Annotated in this window: 24 protein-coding genes and 4 pseudogenes; 20 read left to right on the top strand and 8 right to left on the bottom strand. The window is 62.5% G+C overall.

Going from position 1 to position 24845, the window contains the following annotated elements; all coding sequences use genetic code 11:
- The first annotated feature begins 23 nt into the window (after nt 1-23).
- The 9 genes from mrdA to LG30_RS0112010 all read left to right on the top strand — a co-directional run bounded on the left by mrdA (nt 24) and on the right by LG30_RS0112010 (nt 9428).
- Nucleotides 24-1985, top strand: a complete 1962-nt coding sequence (gene mrdA / locus LG30_RS0112050; RefSeq protein ID WP_052101017.1) for a penicillin-binding protein 2 — start codon at nt 24-26, stop codon at nt 1983-1985.
- On the top strand, nt 1978-3081 hold the full coding sequence (rodA, locus tag LG30_RS0112045) for a rod shape-determining protein RodA (protein WP_033130954.1): 1104 nt from the start codon (nt 1978-1980) through the stop codon (nt 3079-3081). Before mrdA ends, rodA begins: the two co-directional genes overlap by 8 nt.
- On the top strand, nt 3081-4091 hold the full coding sequence (gene mltB / locus LG30_RS0112040) for a lytic murein transglycosylase B (protein WP_052101014.1): 1011 nt from the start codon (nt 3081-3083) through the stop codon (nt 4089-4091). Before rodA ends, mltB begins: the two co-directional genes overlap by 1 nt.
- Nucleotides 4033-4977, top strand: a complete 945-nt coding sequence (locus LG30_RS0112035; protein ID WP_033130953.1) for a septal ring lytic transglycosylase RlpA family protein — start codon at nt 4033-4035, stop codon at nt 4975-4977. Before mltB ends, LG30_RS0112035 begins: the two co-directional genes overlap by 59 nt.
- Before the next feature lie 202 nt (nt 4978-5179).
- Entirely contained in the window at nt 5180-6409 is a 1230-nt protein-coding gene (locus LG30_RS0112030) for a D-alanyl-D-alanine carboxypeptidase family protein (protein ID WP_033130952.1), read from the top strand.
- 270 nt (nt 6410-6679) lie between these two features.
- Entirely contained in the window at nt 6680-6943 is a 264-nt protein-coding gene (ybeD, locus tag LG30_RS0112025) for a DUF493 family protein YbeD (RefSeq protein ID WP_033130951.1), read from the top strand.
- Between the two features lie 85 nt (nt 6944-7028).
- Complete coding sequence (lipB, locus tag LG30_RS0112020; protein WP_033130950.1) at nt 7029-7706, top strand: lipoyl(octanoyl) transferase LipB; 678 nt, start codon at nt 7029-7031, stop codon at nt 7704-7706.
- 85 nt (nt 7707-7791) lie between these two features.
- Nucleotides 7792-8757: a lipoyl synthase gene (gene lipA, locus LG30_RS0112015; RefSeq protein WP_033130949.1), complete on the top strand. Its 966-nt coding sequence runs from the start codon at nt 7792-7794 to the stop codon at nt 8755-8757.
- A gap of 164 nt (nt 8758-8921) precedes the next feature.
- Complete coding sequence (locus LG30_RS0112010; protein WP_052101011.1) at nt 8922-9428, top strand: GNAT family N-acetyltransferase; 507 nt, start codon at nt 8922-8924, stop codon at nt 9426-9428.
- A gap of 48 nt (nt 9429-9476) precedes the next feature.
- On the opposite strand, the gene nqrE is transcribed toward LG30_RS0112010, so the two are convergent.
- From nqrE to LG30_RS0111980, 6 genes and pseudogenes are all read right to left on the bottom strand, one after another.
- Nucleotides 9477-10076 carry an NADH:ubiquinone reductase (Na(+)-transporting) subunit E gene (gene nqrE / locus LG30_RS0112005; RefSeq protein WP_033130948.1) on the bottom strand — a complete coding sequence of 200 codons (600 nt, stop codon included), beginning with the start codon at nt 10074-10076 and terminating at the stop codon, nt 9477-9479.
- 171 nt (nt 10077-10247) lie between these two features.
- Entirely contained in the window at nt 10248-10637 is a 390-nt protein-coding gene (locus LG30_RS0112000; protein WP_033130947.1) for a hypothetical protein, read from the bottom strand.
- Nucleotides 10638-10865: 228 nt separating this feature from the next.
- Nucleotides 10866-11369, bottom strand: coding sequence for a GNAT family N-acetyltransferase (locus LG30_RS0111995; RefSeq protein WP_033130946.1), 504 nt, complete (start codon nt 11367-11369; stop codon nt 10866-10868).
- 42 nt (nt 11370-11411) lie between these two features.
- Nucleotides 11412-12593, bottom strand: a pseudogene (locus LG30_RS20980) (MerR family transcriptional regulator).
- Nucleotides 12594-12750: 157 nt separating this feature from the next.
- Nucleotides 12751-14481 carry a single-stranded-DNA-specific exonuclease RecJ gene (gene recJ, locus LG30_RS0111985; protein ID WP_033130945.1) on the bottom strand — a complete coding sequence of 577 codons (1731 nt, stop codon included), beginning with the start codon at nt 14479-14481 and terminating at the stop codon, nt 12751-12753.
- A complete protein-coding gene (locus LG30_RS0111980; protein ID WP_033130944.1) occupies nt 14447-15163 on the bottom strand; it encodes a disulfide isomerase DsbC N-terminal domain-containing protein in 717 nt (238 codons plus the stop codon). Before LG30_RS0111980 ends, recJ begins: the two co-directional genes overlap by 35 nt.
- 260 nt (nt 15164-15423) lie before the next feature.
- On the opposite strand from LG30_RS0111980, the gene mscL reads away from it, so the two are divergent.
- A complete protein-coding gene (gene mscL / locus LG30_RS0111975) occupies nt 15424-15834 on the top strand; it encodes a large-conductance mechanosensitive channel protein MscL (RefSeq protein ID WP_033131098.1) in 411 nt (136 codons plus the stop codon).
- Nucleotides 15835-15937: 103 nt separating this feature from the next.
- Here the strand turns inward: mscL and xerD are convergent, their stop codons facing one another.
- Complete coding sequence (gene xerD / locus LG30_RS0111970) at nt 15938-16849, bottom strand: site-specific tyrosine recombinase XerD (RefSeq protein WP_033130943.1); 912 nt, start codon at nt 16847-16849, stop codon at nt 15938-15940.
- A 234-nt stretch (nt 16850-17083) separates the two neighbouring features.
- On the opposite strand from xerD, the gene fldB reads away from it, so the two are divergent.
- From fldB to LG30_RS0111950, 8 genes and pseudogenes are all read left to right on the top strand, one after another.
- Nucleotides 17084-17602 carry a flavodoxin FldB gene (gene fldB / locus LG30_RS0111965; RefSeq protein WP_033130942.1) on the top strand — a complete coding sequence of 173 codons (519 nt, stop codon included), beginning with the start codon at nt 17084-17086 and terminating at the stop codon, nt 17600-17602.
- Between the two features lie 9 nt (nt 17603-17611).
- Nucleotides 17612-17704, top strand: a pseudogene (locus tag LG30_RS23010) (flavodoxin FldB); the annotation flags it as partial.
- A 9-nt stretch (nt 17705-17713) separates the two neighbouring features.
- Nucleotides 17714-17806: pseudogene (locus tag LG30_RS22745) on the top strand (flavodoxin FldB); the annotation flags it as partial.
- 184 nt (nt 17807-17990) lie between these two features.
- Entirely contained in the window at nt 17991-19391 is a 1401-nt protein-coding gene (locus LG30_RS0111960) for a TldD/PmbA family protein (protein WP_033130941.1), read from the top strand.
- Nucleotides 19391-19504, top strand: a complete 114-nt coding sequence (locus tag LG30_RS22080; protein WP_152599241.1) for a TldD protein — start codon at nt 19391-19393, stop codon at nt 19502-19504. The genes LG30_RS0111960 and LG30_RS22080 overlap by 1 nt, the downstream gene beginning before the upstream one ends.
- Before the next feature lie 7 nt (nt 19505-19511).
- Nucleotides 19512-19592 (top strand): annotated as a pseudogene (locus LG30_RS22075) (TldD protein); the annotation flags it as partial.
- A complete protein-coding gene (locus LG30_RS0111955) occupies nt 19592-20932 on the top strand; it encodes a TldD/PmbA family protein (protein ID WP_033130940.1) in 1341 nt (446 codons plus the stop codon). The pseudogene LG30_RS22075 and the gene LG30_RS0111955, both read left to right, overlap by 1 nt.
- 225 nt (nt 20933-21157) lie before the next feature.
- Nucleotides 21158-21532, top strand: a complete 375-nt coding sequence (locus LG30_RS0111950; RefSeq protein WP_033130939.1) for a VOC family protein — start codon at nt 21158-21160, stop codon at nt 21530-21532.
- A gap of 99 nt (nt 21533-21631) precedes the next feature.
- Here LG30_RS0111950 and LG30_RS0111945 read toward each other — a convergent pair whose 3' ends face one another.
- Entirely contained in the window at nt 21632-22558 is a 927-nt protein-coding gene (locus LG30_RS0111945; RefSeq protein ID WP_033130938.1) for a L,D-transpeptidase family protein, read from the bottom strand.
- Nucleotides 22559-23013: 455 nt separating this feature from the next.
- On the opposite strand from LG30_RS0111945, the gene trhP reads away from it, so the two are divergent.
- Entirely contained in the window at nt 23014-24375 is a 1362-nt protein-coding gene (gene trhP, locus LG30_RS0111940; RefSeq protein ID WP_033130937.1) for a prephenate-dependent tRNA uridine(34) hydroxylase TrhP, read from the top strand.
- Between the two features lies 1 nt (nt 24376).
- Nucleotides 24377-24625, top strand: a complete 249-nt coding sequence (locus LG30_RS0111935) for a YfhL family 4Fe-4S dicluster ferredoxin (RefSeq protein ID WP_033130936.1) — start codon at nt 24377-24379, stop codon at nt 24623-24625.
- Nucleotides 24626-24845 lie beyond the last annotated feature (220 nt).

Here is a 24845-nt window from a genome sequence, read left to right as displayed (position 1 = left end):
CTCGTCGGCCATAAGGTAGCGGCATGCTGAAGAATCGCATCGAGATGCGCGATCACAGTGCCGAGGGACGTCTGTTCTTTCGGCGCACCCTGGTGGCCTACATCGGCATGGTGGTACTCATGCTGGTGCTGCTGGGCAACCTCTACTACCTGCAGGTAGAGTCTTATGATACCTACCAGACCCGCTCCAACGACAACCGCATCCGGGTCGTGCCGGTGGCGCCGCCGCGGGGCCTCATCTATGACGCCAACGGCGTGCTGCTGGCCGAGAACCGCCCCGTCTACAGCCTGGAAATAGTGCCGGAAGAGACCGGCGATCTGGAGCAGACCGCCGACGAGCTGATCACCCTGCTGGCGCTGCCGGAAGGCACCAAGGAGAAGTTCCTGGCCGAGGTCAAGCGCCAACGCCGCTTCAAGCCAGTCCCCCTGTTCGAGAAGCTGACCGAGTATCAGGTCGCGCTCTTCTCGGTCAACCAGCACAACTACCCGGGCGCCAGCATTGAGGCCTACCTCAAGCGTTACTATCCGTTTGGCAATACCCTCACTCATGCCATCGGCTATGTGGCCAAGATCAACACCCGCGACGTGGAGCGCCTCGACAAGGAAGAGAAGCTCGCCAACTATGCCGCCACCAAGGATATCGGCAAGCAGGGGGTGGAGAAGTTCTACGAGGATCAGCTGCACGGCGTGGCGGGTTACCAGGAGGTCGAGGTCAACAACCGCGGCCGGGTGGTGCGTACCCTCAAGTTCCAGCCGCCTGAGCCCGGCAAGGACATCTACCTCAACATCGACATCAGGATGCAGCTGAAGGCGCAGGAGCTGCTGGCCGGCCAGCGAGGCGCCATCGTGATGATGGATCCCAACACAGGTGCCATCCTGGCCATGGAGTCGAGCCCAAGCTACGACCCCAACCTGTTCGTGACCGGCATCTCCAACACCAACTATTCGGCGTTGCTCAACGATCCGGCGCGCCCGCTGGTGAACCGCACCACCCAGGGCATCTATGCCCCCGCCTCCACCGTCAAGCCCATGATGTCGGTGATGGGGCTCAACGAAGGGGCCATCACCCCCAACTACCGTTATTTTGGCGGCCCCAGCTTCTCGATCCCGGGCACCACCAAGAAGTTTCGTGACTGGCGCCGTTGGGGCCACGGCTGGCTCGATGTCTATCGCGCCATCGAGGTGTCGGCGGATACCTACTTCTACGATCTCGCCTACCGGGTCGGCATCGACAAGATCCACGCCTATATGACCAAGTTCGGTTTCGGCCAGTACAGCGGAGTGGATCTGTATGAAGAAACCCGCGGGGTCATGCCGTCCCGCGACTGGAAGATGGCCCGCTGGCGTCAACCCTGGTACCAGGGTGACACCATCTCCATCGGTATCGGCCAGGGTTACTGGAGCGCCACCCCGATCCAGCTGGCCAAGGCGATCAGCATCCTGACCCAGAACGGCCACGACGTGACGCCACACCTGCTCAAGAGCACGGCTTCCCAAGATGGCGTAGTCAACGCTCCTATCAACCCCAACATCGCACTCAAGACCAAGAGTGACAGCTATTGGCAGGTAGCCAAAGAGGGAATGTGGCGAGTCAACCAAGGACGTGAAGGCAGTGGCCGCCACGCCTTTGCCAATACGCCCTACACCTCCGGGGGGAAATCGGGCACGGCTCAGGTCGTCGGCCTGAAGGAGAACCAGGTCTACAACGCCAATGCGATCAAAGTAGAGCACCGTGACAACGCCCTGTTCGTTGCATTCGCTCCCTTCGAGGCTCCCAAGGCCGTGGTCGCCCTGGTGCTGGAAAACGCAGGGGGGGGCAGTAAGAACGCAGCCCCCGTGGCACGCCAGATGCTGGATGCCTATCTGTTGCCGCCCGAGCCGCAGCTGCCGCCGGCCCCCAAACCATCCACCCCGAGCCCTACGCCAGATCTGAGCCCGACTCCGGGCCAGGGTCAGAAACCAAGCGAGGCCGTCTCCAATGAGTAATTCCGCTCGCCAGCAGAGCATCTGGTATCGCCTGCACATCGACTTGCCGCTGCTGCTCGGTCTGCTGGCCCTGATGACCCTCTCCATGGTGGTGCTCTATTCCGCCTCTGGGCAGGATTTCGACTCCATCGTGCGCCAGCTGGTGCGTGGTGGTCTGGCCTTCGGCCTGATGATCGGCCTGGCCCAGTTGCCACCCTCTCTCTATGCGCGCTGGTCGGTACCGACCTTCACCGTGGTGGTGCTGCTGCTCATCGCGGTGGATGTGTTCGGTCACATCGGCAAGGGGGCACAGCGCTGGCTGGATCTCGGCTTCATGAAGTTCCAGCCCTCAGAGGTGATGAAGCTCTCCATGCCCATCATGGTGGCTGCCTGGCTCAGCCGTCACTCCCTGCCGCCCAAGTTCAGCCACGTGCTGATCGCCCTGGTAATGGTGCTGCTGCCGACCCTGCTGATCGCGGCCCAGCCCGATCTCGGTACCTCCATCCTGGTGGCCGCCTCCGGCTTCTTCGTCATCTTCCTGGCGGGGATCAGCTGGTGGCTGATCGGGCTCGCAGTGTTACTGATCTGCGCCTTTATGCCGGTGCTCTGGTTCTTCCTGATGCACGACTATCAGCGCCAGCGGGTGCTGATGCTGCTCGACCCCGAGAAAGACCCCCTCGGCCGCGGCTACCACATCATCCAGTCCAAGATAGCGATCGGCTCCGGCGGCGTGTTCGGCAAGGGCTGGCTGCAGGGCACCCAGTCCCAGCTGGAGTTCCTGCCGGAGCGGCACACCGACTTCATCTTCGCGGTGTTCAGCGAGGAGTTCGGTCTGGTGGGCGTGGCCCTGCTGCTGGTGATCTACCTCTACATCATCAGCCGCTGCCTGTTTATCTCCATGCAGGCCCAGAACAGCTTCGAGCGCCTGCTCGGCGGTGCCCTGACCCTCACCTTCTTCGTCTATGTGTTCGTCAACATGGGCATGGTGAGCGGCATACTGCCTGTGGTCGGGGTGCCCCTGCCCCTGGTGAGCTATGGCGGCACCTCCATGGTGACCCTGATGGCGGGCTTCGGCATCTTGATGTCCATCCAGACCCACAGAAGATTGCTCGCCTGATGCGTCGGTTGCGGTGGCTCACTCTTTGTGCGCTGGCGCTCGGCTCCTTGCCAGCCAGCGCCGCCCCCGAGCCGCCGCAACTCGGCCGGCTCGCAGAGCAGCAAGCCGTGCCCCTTGCCGAGCTGCAAGCGGCGACGGCTCAGGCTCGACTGCGCCAGGAGATCCTCGACACCATAGCCCGCCCCTGGGAGGCCAAACCCTGGCATCGCTACCGGCCGTTGTTCGTCACCCCCGAGCGGATCCGGGACGGGGTCGGCTTCTGGCAACGCCACGCCGAGACACTGGCGCGGGCCGAGCAGCACTACCGGGTGCCCGCCTCCCTCATCGTCGCCATCATCGGCATCGAGACCTTCTATGGCCGCCAGATGGGCCGCCATTCCGTGCTCGACAGCCTCTACACCCTGGGTTTCCACTACCCGGCGCGGGCAGAGTTCTTCGCCAAGGAGTTCGCCCAGCTGGTGCTGCTTGCCAGGGAGGAGAAGTGGTCGCTCACCCATCTCAAGGGCTCCTATGCGGGCGCCATGGGTATGGGGCAATTCATGCCCTCCAGCTACCGCCACTACGCGGTCGATTTTGACGGGGATGGCCGACGGGATCTGTTCGCCAATCCGGTCGATGCCATCGGCAGCGTGGCGAACTACTTCGCCGAGCATCGCTGGCGGTGGGGAGAGGCGGTAGTCGAACCCGCCTTGATTGGATTGGTACCAGTGGATACCCTGCTGGCGCCCAGTCCGGACCTCAAGCAGCAATGGGCCGAACTGGCCGCTGCTGGGGTAGAGATAACCACCCCGCTGGCACCGGACACGCCGGTAAAACTGCTGGCATTGGAGCAGGCAGACGGGCCCGAATACTGGGTCGCGCGCCACAATTTTTATGTGATCACCCGCTATAACCGCAGCCCTCTCTATGCGATGGCGGTGCATCAACTCAGTCAAGCCATCCAGGACGCTTATGCATTACAGCCACAAACTTCTCCCCCTCAGCCTGGCCTTGTTGCTGGCCGCCTGTAGCAGCCAACCGGAGCAGCTCCCCCTGCCCGAGGAACCCGCCCCGCAAGAAAAACCTCAGGTGATCGAGATCCCCCAGGCCACCGGCGCCATCCCGCGCCCCGAACCCCTGAGCGCGAGCGGTAACCGGGACTACTGGATTGGCAAGCAGAAATACGAGGTGTGGCGCGACATCAAGCACTACAGCGAGGAGGGCACCGCCAGCTGGCTTGCCCAGGAGCTGGACGGCCAGAAGACCGCCAATGGCGACGTGCTGGACAGCACCCAGTTCAGCGCAGCCCACCGCAACCTGCCGCTGCCAAGCTATGTGAGAGTCACCAACCTGGACAACGGGCTGGAGACCATAGTGCGAGTCAATGATCGCGGCCCCTTCGGTAGCGATCGGCTGATCGATCTCTCCCATGCGGCCGCCAAGCAGCTGGAGATGGTGGAGAACGGCGAGGCGCGAGTACGGCTGGAGCTCATCAACGACACCCCGGATCAGATGGTCGAGATGGTGCCCATGACACCTATGCAACCCATGCAGCCGGCCGCCCCGGCCGAGGAGGGCGCCTTCCTGGGTGAGCCCAAGCCTGCGGCCCCTACCCCAGCACCGGCTCCCAAGCCGGCGCCAGCCACCCCGTCCAAGGCCGCCGCCACCGCGACCTCCACCCTCTCTGCGGCCCAGACCGGCCAGGGCAAGATGATCCAGGTGCTGGCGAGCGGCTCCCAACCCAGGGCCGAGGCCATGGGCAAGGTGATGACCCAGCGCTATGGCGTGCCCTACCAGGTGGTGGCCCATGACGCCATCTTCCGGGTCCTGCTGGGGCCGGTCGCGGCGGATCAGCAAGCCCCCCTGCTGGAGCAGATCCGTCAGGGTGGACTGGAGCAGGCCTTTATCGTTCCTTGATAGGGGCGGCCCACTCGCCTGGGCCACCCAGTCGTCCAGGCGTCACGTCGTATCCCGGCGTGACGCCGAGCCGAAAGCCATAAAAACCCGTCCAGATCGCATGTCGGACTATGACCGACGAGCACATCTGGTATAGTGAAGCCCGCTTTTTTTAACTTGTTTTAACTTGGGTACTCCCCATCCAGGCACCAGGAATTTCAAGATGTCCAAATTTGCCCGCTCCGTTATTCTGGCCTCCCTGTTAAGCGCCACCGCCCAGGCCAATCAGCCAGTGCCGACGCCGGATTCAGCCCTGCCGACCGCCCAGCCGGTGCCGACCCTGAACGCCGCGCCCATGGTCGTGCCCGCCGCGCCGGAGATCTCCGCCAAGGCCCACATTCTGATCGATTACTACTCGGGTCAGGTATTGGCCGAGCAGAACGCCGAAGAGCGTCTGCCGCCCGCCAGTCTGACCAAGATGATGACCTCCTACATCATCGGCCAGGAGCTGGCCAAGGGGAACATCAAGCGCACCGACATGGTGACCATCAGCCAGAACGCCTGGTCCAAGAACTACTCCGACTCCTCCAAGATGTTCATCGAGGTGGGCAAACAGGTCTCGGTCGATGATCTGAACAAGGGCATCATCATTCAGTCCGGCAACGACGCCTGTGTCGCCATGGCCGAACACCTGGCGGGCAGCACCGACTCCTTCGCCAGCCTGATGAACAGCTGGGCCGCCAAGCTCGGCATGAACGACAGCCACTTCATGAACCCGCACGGTCTGGATGCGGAGGGCCACTACAGTACCGCTCACGACATGGCTCGCCTGGGTCAGGCGCTCATCCGCGATCTGCCGGAGGAGTACAAGGTTTACTCCCAGAAGTCCTTCGTGTTCAACGGCATCACCCAGCACAACCGTAACCGCCTGCTGTGGGATCAATCCCTGCAGGTGGATGGCATCAAGACCGGCCATGTCAGCCAGGTCGGCTACAACCTGGTCTCCTCCGCCACCAACAACGAGGGCATGCGCCTGATCGCCGTGGTGCTGGGCGCCAGCAGCGAAGGTTCCCGCGCCGCCGAGAGCAAGAAGCTGCTCACCTACGGTTTCCGTTTCTTCCAGAGCCTGACCCCCTACAAGGCCGGCACCGTGCTGGTCACCCAGAAGATCTGGATGGGTGACAAGTCCGAGGTGAAGCTGGGTGTGGATCAAGGCGTCTCCGTGCTGGTCACCCGCGGTCAGGGCAACAACCTCAAGGCCGACTTCCAGCTCGAAAGCGAGCTGAAGGCACCGCTGGCCAAGGGCCAACGGGTCGGTACCGTATTCCTGAAACAGGGTGACAAGGAGATCAAGCAGGTTCCGCTGGTCGCCCTCGAAGAGGTACAGGAAGGCGGGCTGGTGAGCCGCCTGTGGGATTACCTGGTGCTGCTGGTCTCCAGCTGGTTCAAGTAAGCCACAGCATAAAATAGTGATAAAGGAGCGGCGCCAATGGGCGCCGCTCTCCAGTTAAGGCCATTGCGAGCGAATAACCCTGCAAACTGCAGGTTCCGCCGAGGGTCTATTTGTGGTAAAAAGCAGCACTTCCACGTCTTGTCGACCGGCCAGGACCTTGATCCTGGCGTGGGTCATGCCCATATTGACAGGTACTGGCGGCCTGATGCCTCATCGGCCATACAAGATCACAGATGAAGTCGTCTCATGACGACGCCAAAAGGTGAGTAAATGAATACCAAGTTTGATGAACTGCTGGAGTTTCCCTGCAAGTTCCCGTTCAAGGTGCTCGGCGTGGCCGACCCGGCCCTGCCGGACAGGGTGGTCGAAGTATTGCAGCAGCACGCCCCCGGTACCTACAGCCCGACCGTTCAGCCCAGCAGTAAGGGCAACTATCACTCGGTGCGGGTGACGGTCAACGCCCAGAGCAAGGAACACATCGAAGCCATGTACACCGCACTTGGCAAGATCGAGCTGGTTCGCTACGTCCTGTAAGTCACCTCTCTCGCCCCGCCCCAGGGGCGAGCGATTATTTGCCATCCCGTTTTTTGCCGGCTCAAGCGCCCGTCAGTGAGGAAAGATGTCACTCCAAACGCCTGCCCAGCCACAGCTGCTCGTCCGACAGTTGGGCCGCCGCCCCTACCAACCGGTATGGGATGCCATGAAGGCCTTCACCGACACGCGCTGCGCCGACACCCCCGATGAGTTCTGGGTGGTGGAGCACGATCCCGTCTACACCCAGGGGCAGGCGGGCAAGGCCGAACACCTGCTCGCCCCCGGCGACATCCCCGTGGTGCAGAGCGATCGCGGCGGCCAGGTGACCTATCACGGTCCCGGCCAGCTGGTGCTCTACGTGCTGGTGGATGTGCGCCGCAGCAAGCTGACGGTGCGCGAGCTGGTGACCTGCCTCGAGACCGCCATCATCAACACCCTGGCAAAGAGCGGTATTGAGGCTTATGCCAAGGCCGATGCCCCCGGCGTCTACGTGAAGAACGCGCTCGGTATGGAGGCCAAGCTGGCCTCGCTGGGCCTGCGCATCCGCAAGGGCTGCTCCTTCCACGGCCTGGCATTGAATATCAACATGGACATGACCCCCTTCCTGCGCATCAATCCGTGCGGCTATGCGGGCATGGCCATGACCCAGACCAGCGCCCTGGGCGGCCCGCAGAGCGTGGCCGAGGCGCAATCCATCCTGGTGATGGAGCTGGCCAGCCTGATCGGCTATCAAACGATCACCAATACCGAAGAGGCGGCATGAGCACGTCCATGCCGCGCGGCCATGAGGGCACAGCGATGACCCTGGTGGCTATCAATCAGACAATAACAAACACCGAGAGTGAATCATGAGCAAACCCGTTCGTATGGAGCCGGGCGTCAAGCTGCGCGATGGCGACAAGATGGCCCTGATCCCGGTGAAATTCATGCCGGATCCCAACGAGGAAGTGCTACGCAAGCCGGACTGGATGCGGATCAAGCTGCCGCCGTCGAGCCAGAAGATCGAGCACATCAAGAGCACCCTGCGCAAGAACAAGCTGCACTCGGTCTGTGAAGAAGCCTCCTGCCCCAACCTGGCGGAGTGCTTCAACCATGGGACGGCCACCTTCATGATCATGGGCGCCATCTGTACTCGTCGCTGCCCCTTCTGCGACGTGGCCCACGGCCGCCCGCTGGCGCTGGATCCCGACGAGCCGAAGAAGCTGGCGCTGACCATCAAGGAGATGGGGCTCAAATACGTGGTGATCACCTCGGTGGACCGCGATGACTTGCGTGACGGCGGTGCCCAGCACTTCGCCGACTGCATCAAGCAGATCCGCGAGCACAGCCCCCAGACCCGCATCGAGATCCTGACCCCGGACTTCCGTGGCCGGATGGAGCAGGCGCTGGAGGTGTTCCGCGAGACCCCGCCGGACGTGTTCAACCACAACCTGGAAACCGCACCGCGCATGTATCGTGTCGCCCGCCCCGGCGCCGACTACAAGTGGTCCCTGGAGCTGCTGCGCCGCATCAAGGAGATGCACCCCCATGTGCCGACCAAGTCCGGCGTCATGATGGGCCTCGGCGAGACCAACGAGGAAATCGTGCAGGTGCTCACCGATCTGCGCGAGCACGGCGTTAACATGCTGACCCTGGGCCAGTATCTGCAGCCGAGCCGCCACCACCTGCCGGTGAAGCGCTACGTGCCGCCCGCAGAGTTCGACGAGCTCAAGGATGTCGCCATGGGGCTGGGCTTCTCCCACGCCGCCTGCGGCCCCTTCGTGCGCTCCTCCTACCATGCGGATCTGCAGGCCAAGGGCGAAGAGGTCAAATAACCTCGCCCGAAAGAGGGGTCAGATAACCTCTCCTGCTAAAAGAAGAGCGCCCAAGGGCGCTCTTCTTGTTGAACATGTCGGACTCGACACTCCCAGCCAACCCCTTGGCTAATTCCCGATTCCGGGGTTAAGGTGGCGACTCCCTTTCCTTGAGTGAAGCTCCGATGCCAACCCCTATCGTTCGTCTGATCCCCATGGATGAGGCGGCTTTCCCCGCCTATCGCGACTACTTCATCGACGACTACGCCCAGGATCTTGCCAGCAATCACGGGCTGACCCTGGCCTATGCCCGCCAACAAGCCGAGGCTTCCTTGCTGCAACACCTGCCCCAAGGAGCCGCCACGCCGGGCCAGAGCCTGCTTTGCATCATCCCAGTGAGTGACAATGTCGGGAGCTCAGTCGCACCGACGGCGGGCATTGCCGGCTATCTCTGGCACAGCCTCGACAGCGCCGCCCACACCACCTTTATCTATGACTTCTACATACTCCCGCCCCATCGCGGACTGGGATATGGCAAGGCCGCCATGGCGGTGCTGGAGGCCGACTTGAAGTGCCTTGGCGTCAGCCAGATCAAGCTGAGAGTCGCCTATGACAATCCGAGGGCCAGGGCGCTCTACGAAGAGATCGGCTTTCACATCACGGGCTACAACATGGCCAAGACGCTGGCTTGATGGCCCCCGTCATCAACCCTCTTCCGTCATGCCATGGCGAGCCGACGCTCAGAGCGAGATGCCGGAAAACGACATAAAGCCGAGCGACATCAGCCCCGTCACTATGAAGGTGATGCCGATGCCTCGCAGCCCTTTTGGCACGTCCGAGTACTTCATCTTCTGGCGCAGGCCGGCGATGGCGACGATGGCCAGCAGCCAGCCAAGCCCCGACCCCGCCCCATAAACCACGGATTCGATGAAGTCGTAGTCCCGCTGGGCCATGAACATGACGCCGCCGAAGATGGCGCAGTGCACCGTCAGCAGCGGCAGATAGATGCCGAGGGCGTGATAAAGGGTAGGGAAATACTTGTCCAGCACCATCTCCATCACCTGCACCAGCGCCGCCAGCACCCCTATGTAGACGATGAAATCGAGGAAGCTGAGATCAAACTCGCCGAGGAAGGTGCTGTCTGGGCGCAGTATATGGCGGTAGATCAGGTTGTTGAGGGGAATGGCGATCACCATCACCACCAGCACCGTCATGCCGAGGCCAAAGGCGGTGTTGATGTTCTTGGATACGGCCAGGAAGGTACACATGCCAAGGAAGAAGGCCAGGGCCAGGTTTTCGACAAAGATCGAGTGAATGAACAGGTTTAGGTAATATTCCATCGGGTCGGCTCACGGGTTGCACGGACAGTCTGGTCCCGGCCGCAATCATGCTGGCGGGACAGGGATCACAAGGCGCGGCAACGAGCAGAGGCGGCAATCAGCATGGCTCGGAGAGCCGAATGCAATGAGGAAGACGCTGGGTCGGGCACGCGCGGGATGGCGAGCCGGCCGTCAGTCGCCGTGGCAGAACCTGAATCTGAGATGGCGGCACCCCAGCAGGCGCCGATGGAGATAGCCGAAGTGAACAGGCACTTGCCTGAGGTAGATGAGGGGCAGAAAGAACATCAGGCCCCAGAGCCAGCCCTGAATGTCGTGCTGGAACCAGGCCAGCAGCATACGATAGCGCTCGGGATCGACCCCTTCCAACCGTCGTCCCTGCTCGAAGCTGAGCCGCCACTGGCCGCCGGGGGGCAGGCCGATCTCCTCGGTCAGTCGACTGTCCGACGCCTCGTACAGCTGCTGCGCCACCGGCCTCTCGGCTTGGGCGATGCGCACGGATGCATCCAGCCCGGCCGCCGCGAGGGCCGCCAGCCACAGGATGCAGGCGATGAAAAGAGACATCAGCCCAGTCTGTAAACGACCAAGGCCTGGCAAGGGATCAGGCTCCTTCGGGGACGCAAGGGGAAGGAGCCGAATATATCACAAAACGGGTCGCCAACCCATGTTCAGCCGGGCCAAAATCCAGGTTCAGGAGATGAAACCGCTGCCTGATACCGTAGGCTGGCAATGAATATTCACCATCTCTCCCCCAAAAAAACAGGGGAGCCATGGCTCCCCTGTTCCTGCTTCTCACCCCTGATGGAAGGCGGCGTGATAGCTCACCTCGCCGCGGGCCTGCTCATCCCTAAACCGCCGGGCCATAAAGTACTCAGGCGGTATGCCGGGCAGCACCAGCCGCTCATCGGCCAGGAAGCCGAAGCGGCCGTAGAAACCGGGATCCCCCAGCACCACGCAACCTGCCGCCCCATTTGCCTCGAGGGCGGCCAAACCTGCCGCCATCAGACGCGAGCCCACCCCCTTGCCGTGCAACGCAGGGGAGACGGCGATGGGGCCAAGGCCAAACCAGCCCTGACTGCCATCGGTGATGGTCACCGGCGAGAAGCAGAGGTGACCGACCACCTGGCCTTCCCGTTCGGCAACCAGCGACAGGCTGAGTGCCCCCGCCACCCGCAAGTCGCGGATGATCTGCTGCTCGTTGTGGTCGGTATGGGGTGCCTCGAGGAAGGCGGCAACGGTCACCGCCTCGATAGCGTCATGGTCAGTACCCACTTCGGGGCGAATAAGAATATTCATGTTGTTTTTCTCTGTTGGCTCTCTGTTCATTCGATGAGATGTTCAGACGGCCTGCAGGCAGCAGATCACATAGCCATAGCTGCCCAGATATTGGCGATGCATGGCCAGTTCCCGGCTCAGATCCTGATAGGCTGCACTCTCCCCCAGCTCGCCGCGATGGCGCGCCAGATTAGCCTCTACAGGATCCAGATAGTTGTGCCAGGCCGCCGTCGGCAACAGGGTGTGGGAGAGGCAGCGATAGCCCGCCGCCTGCACCGTCTCGAGCAGACCGGTCAGCGTCTGCATCGCAGGATAGGCCTGTTGCCAGAACGCCTGCGCCTCCATTGGCGGGGTATCGGTCAGCCACACCAGCTCGCTCAGCACGATGCAGGCATCCGGGCCGGACAGCAGCGGACGCCAGGCTTTCAGTGCATTGGCCACGCCCATCAGGTAGGCACTACCTTCGGCCCAGATGAGGTCGGCGGGCGCCAGTTCCAAGGGCAAGGCCGCCATATTGGCGCACAGGGTGCTCACCTGCTCATAGCCCGCCGCCCTGGCCTAACGATCGAGGGCGGCCAGGGCCGTCTCATCGAGATCGATGGCCAGGATGGGGGCGTCGCACACCTGAGCCAGCGCCAGGGTGGCGGCGCCACGCCCGCAACCGATGTCGAGGATGCGGTTGGGGGTCATGGCGAGGGCCTCGAACTGCTGCTGGGTAAAGGCGCGATCTCCCGGCCCCCAGTGGCTCATGCCATCCAGCAGCAGTTTGAAATCGCGAATGTATCGCTGGTGTTCGTTCATGTCTTTGCTGAGCCACTGCAGCTGATAGCGATCCTTCTCGCTGAATCCCTGCCTCATCACCCAGTCGAAATAGGCCTGGGGCGCCTCTCGCCGCAGTTGCAGCTGCCAGGCCTTGAACGCCTCGCCGGAGTGAGCACTCATGCCCGCCAGATCCGCCAGCAGATCCCGGGCCCGCTGCATGCGGGCCAGCTCAATGTCGAGTTCCTCAACCCTTGCCCGCAGTGCAGCCTGATCGATCTCCCCCGCCAGGCAGGCTAGACACTGCTTGAGGCTGAGGCCACCGGCCTGTAGCGCCTGCACCATCTGCAACCGCTGCAGATCGGCCTCGTCGTAGTGGCGATAGCCGTTGGCAGCCCGCACACCCTCGATCACCCCCAGCTTCTCGTAATAGAGCAGGGTGGAGCGGGCGAGGCCGCAGCGGCGCGCCAGTTCGGATATTTTCATGGCAACCACTCTTGGTGCGGGTCGTCAGTCGACCCTATGAAAGAGAGCTTAAACTGTGAAGCCATAGACGGGTCAACTCCCCCGTCCCATTTCCCATAACAAAACGGCCACCCGAGGGTGGCCGTTGGCTTGAGCGACGTAGACAGAGGTGCGGATATTAGAGACCGGCGGCCTCCAGATGCTCTACCAGCAGCTGGACGCTGCGGTTGCCGCGCCACTCGTTGACATCGAGCCGATAGACCAGCCGCACCCGCTTCACCGAGGCATCCGGCCAGCGCTTGAGATCGACCCCGAAGGCGATGGCATCCACCGCGTGGCCGGAATCCGTGGTCAGCATCAGCTTGAGGTGCTTCTCCCCCACCAGCCGCTGTTGCACCAGCACGAACTCGCCGTCGAACAGCGGCTCGGGGAAGGCCTGGCCCCAGGGGCCGGAGGCACGGATCAACTCCGCCAGCTCCAGGCTGAGCTCGTCCGGCAGCAGCTCGCCGTCGGTGAGCAGCACCCCGGTCAGCAGCTCCGGCGTCACCAGCTCGGCGATGACGGCTTCAAATGCCCGGCCGAACGCCTCTATGTTTGCCTTGGGCAGGGTCAGCCCCGCCGCCATGGCGTGGCCACCAAACTTGCCCATCAGGCCGGGATGGCGGGTATCGAGCAGCTCCAGCGCATCGCGCAGGTGCACGCCGGGGATGGAGCGACCGGAGCCCTTGAGCTCGGTGTCGCTGCTCTCGGCAAACGCGATCACCGGTCTGTAGTACTTCTCCTTGATCTTGGAGGCCACCAAGCCCACCACCCCCTGATGCCACTCGTCTCTGTGCAGCACTATGCCGGACGGCACCTCGCCATCGCGAAAACGGATCTGCTCCAGGGTGGCGAGGGCCTCCTGCTGCATCCCCTGCTCTATCTCCTTGCGCTCCTGATTGAGGCTGTCCATCTCGGCCGCCAGCTGGCGCGCCAGATTGATGTCATCGCACAGCAGGCAGGCGACCCCGAGGGACATGTCATCGAGACGGCCGACCGCATTGAGCCTGGGGCCCAGCGCGAAGCCGAGATCGGCGGCGCACAGGCGGCGACCGTCGCGGCCCGACACATCCACCAGCGCCTGGATGCCGGGGCGGCAGCGACCGGCCCGGATCCGCTGCAGCCCCTGATGGACCAGGATGCGGTTGTTGCCATCCAGCGCCACCACGTCGGCGACTGTGCCGAGGGCCACCAGATCGAGATAGTCCGCCACATTGGGGACGCGAATGCCCTGACGCTCATACCAGCCGGTCTGGCGCAGATGGGTGTTGAGCGCCGCCATCAGGTAGAAGGCGACCCCCACCCCGGCCAGGGACTTGGAGGGGAAGTCGCAGCCACGCTGGTTAGGGTTCACTATCGCATCGGCAGCGGGCAGTTCATGACCCGGCAGGTGATGATCGGTGACCAGCACCTGCATGCCGGCCGCCTTGGCGGCGGCCACCCCGGCGATGCTGGAGATGCCGTTATCCACGGTGATCAGGAACTCGGCGCCCCGGACCACCGCCAGCTCGACGATCTCCGGGGTGAGGCCGTAGCCGAATTCGAAGCGGTTCGGCACCAGAAAGTCGATGCTCTTCCCCCCCATGGCCCGCAGCGCCAGCACGCACAGGGCCGAGCTGGTGGCGCCGTCACAGTCGAAGTCGCCGACGATGAGGATGCGCTTCTGGGCGCTCAGGGCGGCGGCCAGCAGCGGCACCGCCTGCTCCATGCCGAACAGACGCTGGGGCGGCAACAGCTGGCTGGCGCTGCGCTCCAGCAGGGCGGGATCCTCCACGCCGCGGCTGGCGAAGATTTGACGAAGCAGGGGATGCAGGGTGGCGGGCAGATGGGAATCATCAACTCGCGGACGACGACGGATTTGCAGGGGCATCGATATGATCCAGTAGCTTGAGCAGTTGTTCAGGGCGCTGGTAACCGCGCACCAGATCCCCGTTTGGCAGGACCCAGCTCGGTGACGCCTTGATCCCGAGCCACTGGCTCAGGCCGATATGATGGGCAAGGATCTCATTACATCCGGCCGCAGGCAAACGATCACTGAGACTGAGTTCACCCAGAAGCGCAGGATCGCACCAGAGCGCCTGCGCATCGGCCAGATCGGCGAAGCGGCCGAGCACCGGCAGTAACTGCACACTGACCCCCCTCGCCTGCAGCATGGGCAACTCATCCAGCGTGGCCCGGCAGTTGCGGCAACCCAGTTCGGTAAACAGGGTGAGATGATGACGCTCGTGCGGAGCCTTGAGCTGCATCCGCTGCTCGCCGATCTGGGCCAGGGCCAGCCGGCGCTGGCGTTGCTGGTCCAGCATGGTGAGATTTTTCATGCCGTGACCCAGATCCAGCATGGAGCCCTGCAGCACATAGTCGCCCCTGGCATCGCTGTAGATCAGCCCCTGAGACGTGCCCAGCAGGAAGAGGCCAGGCACCGGGGTCTCGTCGATCAGGAAGACCCGCACGCCGAGACGCTGGGCTATGGTCTGTTTCAATTGTTGAGGATCCATCCCCGCGTTGGCGGCAAAGGCGCACAACAGCATCATTCCCAGCAGTAAATAGTGCACTATTTCACTCACTTGGTATGAACGAGAGGTTTCATACGGTAAACCAGTGACATTGGTGGCCCAACTCATAAATTACAGACTGATTAATAGTGGCGAATGCAAAAAATTCCCATTCCAGCAGGTTGCCAATTGGGCCGAGGCCCAGCAAGCTAATCAGGACAACAGGCAACAGCAAGGGCATCCCTCTGTTTTCCTGATGCTTTATTATTCAAATCAAAGGAGCGGTAGCGGCCGCTCAGAACCCATTTTTGGAGGGGAACATGAGTCTGATTAAAGAGTTCAAGGCCTTTGCGGCCAGAGGCAACGTCATCGACATGGCGGTCGGTATCATCATAGGTGCCGCCTTCGGCAAGATAGTCTCCTCCTTCGTAGGTGACGTCATCATGCCGCCCATCGGCCTCATCCTGGGCGGCGTGGACTTCAGCGATCTCGCCGTGACCCTGAAGGCCGCCGAAGGCGAGGTGCCCGCCGTGGTCATCGCCTACGGCAAATTCATCCAGACCGTCATCGACTTCCTGATCATCGCCTTTGCCATCTTCATGGGGCTCAAGGCCGTCAACACCCTGCAGAAGAAGCAGGAAGAGGAAGCCCCTGCCCCGGCCGGTCCCACCAAGGATCAGGAACTGCTGAGCGAGATCCGCGATCTGCTGAAATCCCAGCAGGGCAAATAAGCTCGCGGCCTGCCCGGCACTTGCAAAAAAACCGCCACCAGGCGGTTTTTTTATGGGCGAAAGCTCCAGGCGAAGCACGACAGCTTTCGTCAGGGGCAGGCATTCAGGCCCTCGGATGGTGCTCGCCGTGCAGTGTCTTGAGGCGCTCGTTCGCCACATGGGTGTAGATCTGGGTGGTGGAGAGATCCGCGTGACCCAGCAGCATCTGCACCACCCGCAGATCGGCGCCGTGGTTGAGCAGATGGGTGGCAAAGGCGTGGCGCAGGGTGTGGGGGGAGAGCTCCCCCCTGATCCCGGCGCGCATGGCATAGAGCTTGATCCGATGCCAGAAGGTCTGGCGGGTCATCATCCTGGCCTGCTTGGAGGGAAAGACGACGTCCGAGCTGGTGCCGCCGAGCAGCAGGGTACGTCCCTCCCGGTAGTAGCGCTCCAGCCAATGGACGGCCTCCTCCCCCATGGGCACCAGTCGCTCCTTGTTGCCCTTGCCCACCACCCGCACCAGCCCCTGGCGCAGGCTGACGTGCTCGGCGGTGAGCCCCACCAGCTCGGAGACCCGCAACCCGGTGGCGTAGAGCAGCTCCAGCATGGCCCTGTCCCGCAGCTCCAGCGGATCGTCCACCAACGGTGCCCCCAGCAGCGCCTCCACCTCGGCCTCGCTCAAGTCGGCGGGCAACTTCTTGGGCAGCTTGGGGCCCTCCAGCAACACTGTCGGGTCGTCGCCGCGCAATTTTTCCCGATTCAGATATTGATAGAAGCGGCGCAGGGCCGACAGGAAGCGGGCCGTGGAGCTCGCGGCAAACTGCTTGTCCACCCGCCAGGCGAGGTAGTGCTGGATCTCGTCCATCCCCACCAGCAGCAAGGAGCTGCCCTGCTCATCGAGCCAGAGCGCAAACTTCTCCAGATCGGTGCGATAGGAGCTGACCGTGTTGTCAGACAGGCCACGCTCCAGCCAGAGTGCATCGAGGAAGGGCTCGATCAGGGGATGGTTGTGCTGGGCGGGAGCGGGCTTGGTCATGGGCTTGAGTCTTCGACAAAGGGTGCGCCATTGTAGCGTGGTCCCGAGGCACGGCAAGTGATGGCCTCTGACCCCTTGCCCGGTGAAGGGCGAATCGCAATCTGTTAGACTGGCGCCCCTCCACCTGGCCCGCCATGCTCACCCCGGCGTGTCTTAAGAAGCCAGTATGCCCTGTTTGCCGCAAAAAACAGGGGATGACACGAGATGGCTCTGTTTTACGGTAAGGACAGCGAGATGAAGATTGGTTTGTTTTACGGCTCTACCACCTGTTACACCGAGATGGCCGCCGAGAAGATCCGCGCCCTCATCGGCCCCGAGCTGGTCGATCTCCACAACATCAAGGATGTGCCCCTCGTCCGCATGCAGGAGTACGACATCCTGATCCTGGGCATCTCCACCTGGGACTTCGGCGAGCTGCAAGAAGACTGGGAATCCCGCTGGGAGGACATCGCCGATCTCCATCTGGAAGGACGCATCATCGCCCTGTTTGGCATGGGTGATCAGCTGGGCTATGGCGAATGGTATCAGGACGCCCTCGGCCTGCTGCACGATCAGCTGGTGCCAAAAGGCGTCAAGCTGGTGGGCTACTGGCCGAACGAAGGCTACGAGTTCGACGCCTCCAAGGCGCTGATCGACGATGGCCGTCACTTCGTCGGCCTGGCCCTCGACGATGCCAACCAGTACGACCAGACCGAGCCCCGCATCGAGCAGTGGGTTGACCAAATCCTCGGTGAGATCCACGAGCTGCTCTGATCGTGCCTGCTCGACGATGCCAGCCAATGTGCCGACCAGACCGAGCCCCGCATCGAGCAGTGGGTTGACCAGATCCTCGGCGAGATCCACGAACTGTTGTGATCGTGCCTGCTCGACGATGCCAGCCAATGTGCCGACCAGACCGAGCCCCGCATCGAGCAGTGGGTTGACCAAATCCTGAGCGAGATCCACGAACTGCTCTGATCCTGGCTGACGGCCAGCAGCGCCGGCAGCTCGGGTGCAGATCTCGAGCCGATTGCCCCAATCGGTATCATCGCATGATGCCATGACGACTTTTTTGCACAGGTCTGTAACAATGAAACCGTCCCCAGTCCCCCTCGGCGCCGGGGGCGGCCCTGAACAGGCTCAGACCAGAAAAGGATATGCTATGACCCCATTCTCCCTGCTGACCCCCACCATTGCCCGCGATGTGCTCGATCACGCGCTGCAGCTTGGCGCCGACTTCGCCGAGCTGTTCGTGGAACGCAAGCGTCGCAGCCAGCTCAGCCTGCTCTCCAGCCAGATCGAAAATATCAGCGGCGGCCTCGATTTCGGCATAGGCGTGCGGCTGTGCTACGGCCACAAGGTGCTGTATGGCTACACCAATCTGGCGGATCGCGACGAGCTGCTGCGCATCGTCAGCCTGCTGGCGGCCAAGGACAGGCGTGACCCCGTGGTGACCGCCACCGCCTTCGATTTCATCCGCTTCACCGACCAAAACCCGGTGGCGCTGCCGTTATCGGCGGACAAGCAGCTGGAGCAGAAGATTGCCTACCTGTACGCCATGGACACCGCAGCCCGCACCGAGAGCGCCAAGGTGAGCCAGTTCTCCGCCAATGCGCTGGGCTGGGAGCAGGAGGTGGAGATCTTCAACAGCGAAGGGCTCATGGTCAGCGACCGCCGCCACTACAACCGCATCATGGCCCAGACCATAGCCCAGAACGGCAGCGAGCAGAGCATGGGCTACGAGGCCCCCGGGGCCCTGATGGGCTGGGAGCATGCGGCCCTCATCGATCCCCGGGAGCTCGCCCTCACCGCCACCCGCCAGGCGCTGGTGAAACTCGGCGCGGCCCCCTGCCCGAGCGGCAACTTGCCGGTCATCATGGAGAGTGGCTTTGGCGGCGTCATCTTCCACGAGGCCTGCGGCCATCTGCTGGAAACCACCTCGGTGGCGAAGAAAGCCTCGGTGTTCCACGACAAGATGGGGGAGCTGATTGCCAACCCGGCGGTCAGCGCGGTGGACGAAGGCCTGCAGGCCAACGCCTGGGGCTCTATCAACGTCGACGACGAAGGCATGGCGACCCAGCACACCCAGCTCATCAAGGATGGGGTGCTGACCGGCTTCCTGGTGGACCGCATGGGAGCGCTGAAGACCGGCCATGCCCGCACCGGCTCGGGCCGGCGCGAATCCTATCGCTTCGCCCCCGCCTCGCGCATGCGCAACACCTTTATCGAGCCGGGCAACCATTCGCTCGATGAGATGCTGGCCACGGTGGAGCACGGCATCTACGCCAGGAAGATGGGGGGCGGCTCGGTGCAGCCGGGTACCGGCGAGTTCAACTTCAACGTGCAGGAGGCCTACCTCATCGAGGGCGGCAAGATCACCAAACCGCTCAAATCGGCAACCCTGATCGGCACCGGACCACAGGTGCTCAAGGAGATCTCCATGGTGGGCCGCGATCTCGCGCTGGCCGCCGGCATGTGCGGCTCTGTCTCGGGCTCAGTGCCCACCTCGGTCGGCCAGCCGCCGCTCAAGGTAGACAACATCCTCGTGGGGGGGAACGTCTGATGAGCATAATTGACAACCTGCCGGGCTCAGTTTCCATCCCGGCCTCGGTCGGCCAGCCGCCGCTCAAGGTAGACAACATCCTCGTGGGGGGAACGTCTGATGAGCATAATTGACAACCTGCCGGGCTCAGTTTCCATCCCGGCCTCGGTCGGCCAGCCGCCACTCAAGGTAGACAACATCCTCGTGGGGGGGAATGCCTGATGAGCCAACTCGATATGAATGCATTGCTGAGCCGTCTGCTCAACCAGGTCGCCGATCTCGGTGCCGAGGCGGATCTTATCGCCAATCGGGACAAGGCCTTCTCCCTCAAGGCCGACAAGGGCGAACTCGCCGAATACAAGGTCACCAGCAGCCAGCAGATCGGCATTCGCCTGATCAAGGAGGGCCGAGTCGGCATCGCCTACTCGGAGTCGCTGGACGAGGCGGCCCTGGCCGCCATGCTGCAGGATGCCTGTGACGCCAGCCGCTTCGCCAAGCTGGATGCGGATCAGGCCATTCGGGTCGAGGACAGCCAGATCAGCACCGACTGCGCCGAGATCAATCAGCCTGACGGCACCCCGGTGGAGGAGAAGATCGCCCTCGCCCTGCGCCTCGAGGCGGACATGCTGGCGCAGCCCGATGTGACCGGCGCCCCCTACAACAGCTTCTTCGAGGGAGAGAGCCGGCTCTGGCTCGCCAACAGCCGGGGCACCCTCTGCCAGCATCAGGAGTTCAGCGTCGGCTGCTACAGCTCGGCCCTGATCTCCCGCGATGGCCGCCAGTCCATGCACTCCCAGGGACAATATGTCCGCCGCTTCGACGAGCTGGACAGCCAGAGTCTCATCACGCAGATCCACGCAGTGGCCCATGCCCTGCTGGCCGGTGAGGCGGTGCCAAGTGGTCGCTACGGCGCGATCTTCACCCCCAACGCGCTGGCCAGCCTGTTCGGCTGCTTCCAGGCGGCGCTCTCCGGCAAATGGGCCCAGCAGGGGATCAACCCCTGGCGGGACAAGCTGGGGCAGCAGGTTGCCTCCCGCTGGCTCAGCCTGGAGAGCCGGACCTATATGCCGGGTGGCATGAACATCAAGGGGTTCGACGGTGAAGGCGCCCCCACCCGGGATCTGCTGCTGATCGGCGAGGGGGAGCTGAAGAGCCTGCTGCACAACAGCGCCACCGCCCACCACTTCGGCATCGCCAGCAATGGCTCGGCGGCCCGCAGTGCCCGCGGCGCGCTGGATGTGACGGCCCGCCACCTGGTGTTTGGCACAGGCCCTCACTCGGAAGCCGAGGTCAAGAGCGGCGAGTATCTGGAGCTGGTCAAGCTCGATGGTCTGCACTCGGGCGCCGATGCGGTGAGCGGTGACTTCTCGTTCGGGGCATCCGGCTTCCTGTGCCGTGATGGCGTGCGCGTTCAACCGGTGCGCGGCATCACGGTGGCGGGCAACTTCTACCGCCTGCTGGGGGAGCTGGAAGCGGTCGGCGACCAACTGCACCACGACGATGGCAAGGGCTTCTATGCCCCCCTCATCCGTTTCGGTGGTTTGAGCATCGCCGGCAAATGACTACGCCCAGGATGAGGAGGGTCGCGACGCGTCGGCGCAGAGCCGCTTCGGTGGCCTGAACATCGCAGGCAAGTGACTGTATACAGAGCGGAAACCACTTCTCTTCCCCACTCAAAAACGGTGCCATCAGGCGCCGTTTTTTCACTGCTGGCGCCCCCCTGCGGCCACTCCTACCCTCTAAGAGCCACCGGCCGCATCGGCCGGGAACGTCTGGAGAATACGAAGATGGACAACACTCTGGTCTGGGCCGACATTCCGACCCGGGATCTGGATCGTGCCATGGCCTTCTATTCGGCCCTGCTCGACGTGCCGGTCACACCAATACAGGAGGAGATACGCTTCGCCATGCTGCGCCACGATGGCAACAACGCGGCGGCCTGCCTCGGCCCCATGGACGAATACCACCAACCGGGCGGCACTGGCCCCCTCATCTACCTTGCCTTGAATGATCGCCTGAGAGAGGCCGAGCAGATGGTGCCCAAACTCGGCGGACGGGTGCTCGAACCCCTGCACAGCATCGGCAGCGGCCACGGCTCCCGGGTCATCATCGAAGACACCGAGGGCAACCGTCTCGCCCTCTATGCCCCGCCCGCCGTCTGAGTGCATTCACCCTGACAACCACTCAGACAAGGCTCGGCCACGGCAGAAACAACAACGGCGACCTGAGGTCGCCGTTGTTCATTGTCTCGTCAGCGGCCATCAGGCCTGCGGGTTAAGACGGGTCGGCAAGCCGTTACGCTGCTCCAGCACCTGCTTGACCACATTGGAATCGCTGTCCATGTGGGCGATGAAGCGGGTGATGGCCGGGGTCATGGGCAAGGGCACGGATTCGCTGGAATTGAACTCCGCCTCAGTACGCGACAGCGGCTCATGAACTTCCATGTAGCGACCGCCATCCGGCTCGACGGTGGACTTGACCGGCTGGTTCACGAACTGGACGCGGGTACCGACCGGCACCTTGTCAAACAGGTACTTGATGTCGTCGGCACGCAGGCGCACGCAGCCACTGCTCACCCGCAGACCGATGCCGAAGGTGGCGTTGGTACCGTGGATGGCGTAGAGGTTGCCGATGTAGAGCGCATGCAGGCCCATGGGGTTATCCGGGCCGGCCGGCCAGACCGCAGGCAGGGTCTTGCCCTGGGCGGCATAGCGGCGACGGATGTTCTCGGTCGGGGTCCAGGTCGGGTTGGCGCGCTTGCGCTCCACCTTGGTGATCCAGTTTTCCGGGGTGTTGACCCCCAGCTGGCCGATGCCGATGGGCAGCACCTGCACCACGTTCTGGCCTTTCGGGTAGTAGTACAGACGCATCTCTGCCACGTTGATGACGATCCCCTCGCGCGGCGCATTCGGCAGGATCAGCTGATGGGGGATGACCAGCTTGCTGCCCGGGGTCGGCAGATAGGGGTCAACGCCCGGGTTCGCTTCCATGATGTTGGTCAGGCCCAGTTGGAAGTCGGAGGCGATCTGCTCCAGCGGACGATTATCCGCAGGCACCACGTACTCCTGATTCTCGCCGATCAGGCGGCTGTTGGCGGCGGGCAGCACGTATTCAACGGCGGAAGCCTGCTGGCTGACCAGAGTCAGAGTACAAAAAAGGGCCGAAGCGGCAATGCGAAGGGGATTCATAAAGTTCCTGTATTGTTCCTGTTCCTGTGGGCCTGAGACCTGTTTTTTTCCCGGTTTGTCCTGCTGCGATTCACTCGCGCCCTGGACCAATCACCGAGCGCGCATTCTTTCCCGAGTCGGACAAAATTTCAACTTGAAGAGGGGGCTTTTTAGCGGAAAAGATCCATTCTGCCCTCAACAATTCCCTCCATCGGCGCCCCGACACCCTAGCATCGACAAGCTGAGCGTAAAATGAACAACCGTGAACCTCCTGTGTCACCCGCTCAAATTGCATGATGGGCCAGTGACGAGTACAATCTCGCACCCCGTATATCAGGAGTATCGAGCCATTTCATACTCAGGGTGTACCCCATCGGGTGCCAGTGCGTCGAGTACCGTCGTGCATCACAGATGAACCAATACGACGCCATCAGGTGGCGTCGTCCTGATTTGCAATCAGATAGAAAGAGTCCAACATGTTCAGACCAGAATTGCTCTCCCCTGCCGGGACCCTCAAGAATATGCGTTACGCCTATGCCTATGGCGCCGACGCCGTCTATGCGGGCCAGCCGCGCTACAGCCTGCGGGTGCGCAACAACGAATTCGATCACGAGAACCTGCAGCTCGGCATCAACGAAGCCCACGCGCTAGGCAAGCAGTTCTACGTGGTGGCCAACATCCAGCCCCACAACTCCAAGCTCAAGACCTTCATCCGCGACATGCGCCCCGTGGTGGACATGAAGCCGGACGCGTTGATCATGTCCGACCCCGGTCTCATCATGATGATGCGCGAAGCCTTCCCGGACATGCCGATCCACCTGTCGGTGCAGGCCAACGCGGTCAACTGGGCCACGGTGAAGTTCTGGCATCAGATGGGCCTGACCCGCGCCATCCTGTCCCGCGAGCTCTCCCTCGACGAAATCGAGGAGATCCGCATGCAGGTGCCGGAGATGGAGCTGGAAGTCTTCGTCCACGGCGCCCTGTGCATGGCCTACTCCGGCCGCTGCCTGCTGTCCGGTTACATCAACAAGCGCGACCCCAACCAGGGCACCTGCACCAACTCCTGCCGCTGGGAGTACAAGGTGCACGAGGGCAAGGAAGATGACGTGGGCCAGATAGTCCACCGTCAGGAGCCGATTGCCGTGCGTCCGGACAACACCCTGGGGCTCGGCAAACCGAGCGATGCCCTGGTGCTGCTGGAAGAGTCCAACCGTCCCGGCGAGTACATGACGGCGTTCGAGGATGAGCACGGCACCTACATCATGAACTCCAAGGACTTGCGCGCCGTCGAGCACGTGGAGCGTCTGACCAAGATGGGTGTGCATTCCCTCAAGATCGAAGGCCGTACCAAGTCCTTCTACTACTGCGCCCGCACCGCCCAGGTCTATCGCAAGGCCATCGACGATGCGGTCGCCGGCCGGCCGTTCGATCCGACCCTGATGGGCACCCTCGAGAACCTGGCTCACCGCGGCTACACCGAGGGCTTCCTGCGTCGCCACAACCACAGCGAGTACCAGAACTACGACTACGGCTACTCCGTCTCCGACACCCAGCAGTTCGTCGGCGAGATCACCGGCCGTCAGGGCGACATGGTGGAAGTGGAAGTGAAGAACAAGTTCCTGGTGGGTAACAGCCTGGAGCTGATGACGCCCCAGGGCAACGTCAGCTTCAACCTGGAGCAGATGCAGAACCGCAAAGGGGAGCTTATCGACACCGCGCCGGGCAACGGTCACGTGGTCTATGTGCCGGTCCCCAAAGAGATCGACATCAACTACGGCATACTGCTGCGCAACCTCGGCGATCGTCAGGACACCCGTCAGCCGCACTCGGCGGCCTGAGATGGCGCTGCTCATCACCAGCAAATGCATCAACTGTGACATGTGCGATCCCGAGTGTCCGAACCAGGCCATCAGCCTGGGGGCCAAGATCTACGAGATAGACCCGGATCGCTGCACCGAATGCGTCGGTCACTATGAGAAGCCGACCTGCATCAGCGTCTGTCCCATCGACTGCATCATCTGGGATCCCGCCCACGTGGAGACCGAAGAGCAGCTGATGGACAAGTTTGTGCTGATGCATCGGCAGTAACGTCGTGATAAGCGTTGGATGCTCATAGAGAGCATCCTCAAGAAATAAAAAAAGCCGGGAGATCCCGGCTTTTTTTATTTCGCTGTCCCGTCCTGAATATGGTTTACACCTTTCCCCTCAATAAATGGAGACCCCGATGGGACAAGGTGTGAAACGGACACAGCGCGATTACTCGCTGACTTTTAAACTGGCGCTGGTCGAGCAGATTGAAAAAGGCGAG

Source organism: Aeromonas aquatica (genome assembly GCF_000764655.1).
Lineage (GTDB): Bacteria > Pseudomonadota > Gammaproteobacteria > Enterobacterales > Aeromonadaceae > Aeromonas > Aeromonas aquatica.
Note: the sequence above shows the minus strand (reverse complement) of the source record. Positions and strands in the feature narration are given on the sequence as shown.

Excerpts from the sequence above, each read along its gene's own strand:
- LG30_RS0111955 (WP_033130940.1), top strand. The coding sequence starts at position 19,592 with ATGAGCCAACTCGATATGAATGCATTGCTGAGCCGTCTGCTCAACCAG.
- xerD (WP_033130943.1), bottom strand. The coding sequence starts at position 16,849 with ATGACCAAGCCCGCTCCCGCCCAGCACAACCATCCCCTGATCGAGCCC.
- lipB (WP_033130950.1), top strand. The coding sequence starts at position 7,029 with ATGTCACTCCAAACGCCTGCCCAGCCACAGCTGCTCGTCCGACAGTTG.
- ybeD (WP_033130951.1), top strand. The coding sequence starts at position 6,680 with ATGAATACCAAGTTTGATGAACTGCTGGAGTTTCCCTGCAAGTTCCCG.
- LG30_RS0111995 (WP_033130946.1), bottom strand. The coding sequence starts at position 11,369 with ATGAATATTCTTATTCGCCCCGAAGTGGGTACTGACCATGACGCTATC.
- mltB (WP_052101014.1), top strand. The coding sequence starts at position 3,081 with ATGCGTCGGTTGCGGTGGCTCACTCTTTGTGCGCTGGCGCTCGGCTCC.
- LG30_RS0111945 (WP_033130938.1), bottom strand. The coding sequence starts at position 22,558 with ATGAATCCCCTTCGCATTGCCGCTTCGGCCCTTTTTTGTACTCTGACT.
- LG30_RS22080 (WP_152599241.1), top strand. The coding sequence starts at position 19,391 with ATGAGCATAATTGACAACCTGCCGGGCTCAGTTTCCATCCCGGCCTCG.
- fldB (WP_033130942.1), top strand. The coding sequence starts at position 17,084 with ATGAAGATTGGTTTGTTTTACGGCTCTACCACCTGTTACACCGAGATG.
- mrdA (WP_052101017.1), top strand. The coding sequence starts at position 24 with ATGCTGAAGAATCGCATCGAGATGCGCGATCACAGTGCCGAGGGACGT.
- LG30_RS0112010 (WP_052101011.1), top strand. The coding sequence starts at position 8,922 with ATGCCAACCCCTATCGTTCGTCTGATCCCCATGGATGAGGCGGCTTTC.
- mscL (WP_033131098.1), top strand. The coding sequence starts at position 15,424 with ATGAGTCTGATTAAAGAGTTCAAGGCCTTTGCGGCCAGAGGCAACGTC.
- nqrE (WP_033130948.1), bottom strand. The coding sequence starts at position 10,076 with ATGGAATATTACCTAAACCTGTTCATTCACTCGATCTTTGTCGAAAAC.
- LG30_RS0111935 (WP_033130936.1), top strand. The coding sequence starts at position 24,377 with ATGGCGCTGCTCATCACCAGCAAATGCATCAACTGTGACATGTGCGAT.
- lipA (WP_033130949.1), top strand. The coding sequence starts at position 7,792 with ATGAGCAAACCCGTTCGTATGGAGCCGGGCGTCAAGCTGCGCGATGGC.
- LG30_RS0112000 (WP_033130947.1), bottom strand. The coding sequence starts at position 10,637 with ATGTCTCTTTTCATCGCCTGCATCCTGTGGCTGGCGGCCCTCGCGGCG.
- recJ (WP_033130945.1), bottom strand. The coding sequence starts at position 14,481 with ATGCCCCTGCAAATCCGTCGTCGTCCGCGAGTTGATGATTCCCATCTG.
- LG30_RS0111960 (WP_033130941.1), top strand. The coding sequence starts at position 17,991 with ATGACCCCATTCTCCCTGCTGACCCCCACCATTGCCCGCGATGTGCTC.
- LG30_RS0111950 (WP_033130939.1), top strand. The coding sequence starts at position 21,158 with ATGGACAACACTCTGGTCTGGGCCGACATTCCGACCCGGGATCTGGAT.
- trhP (WP_033130937.1), top strand. The coding sequence starts at position 23,014 with ATGTTCAGACCAGAATTGCTCTCCCCTGCCGGGACCCTCAAGAATATG.
- LG30_RS0112035 (WP_033130953.1), top strand. The coding sequence starts at position 4,033 with ATGCATTACAGCCACAAACTTCTCCCCCTCAGCCTGGCCTTGTTGCTG.
- LG30_RS0112030 (WP_033130952.1), top strand. The coding sequence starts at position 5,180 with ATGTCCAAATTTGCCCGCTCCGTTATTCTGGCCTCCCTGTTAAGCGCC.
- rodA (WP_033130954.1), top strand. The coding sequence starts at position 1,978 with ATGAGTAATTCCGCTCGCCAGCAGAGCATCTGGTATCGCCTGCACATC.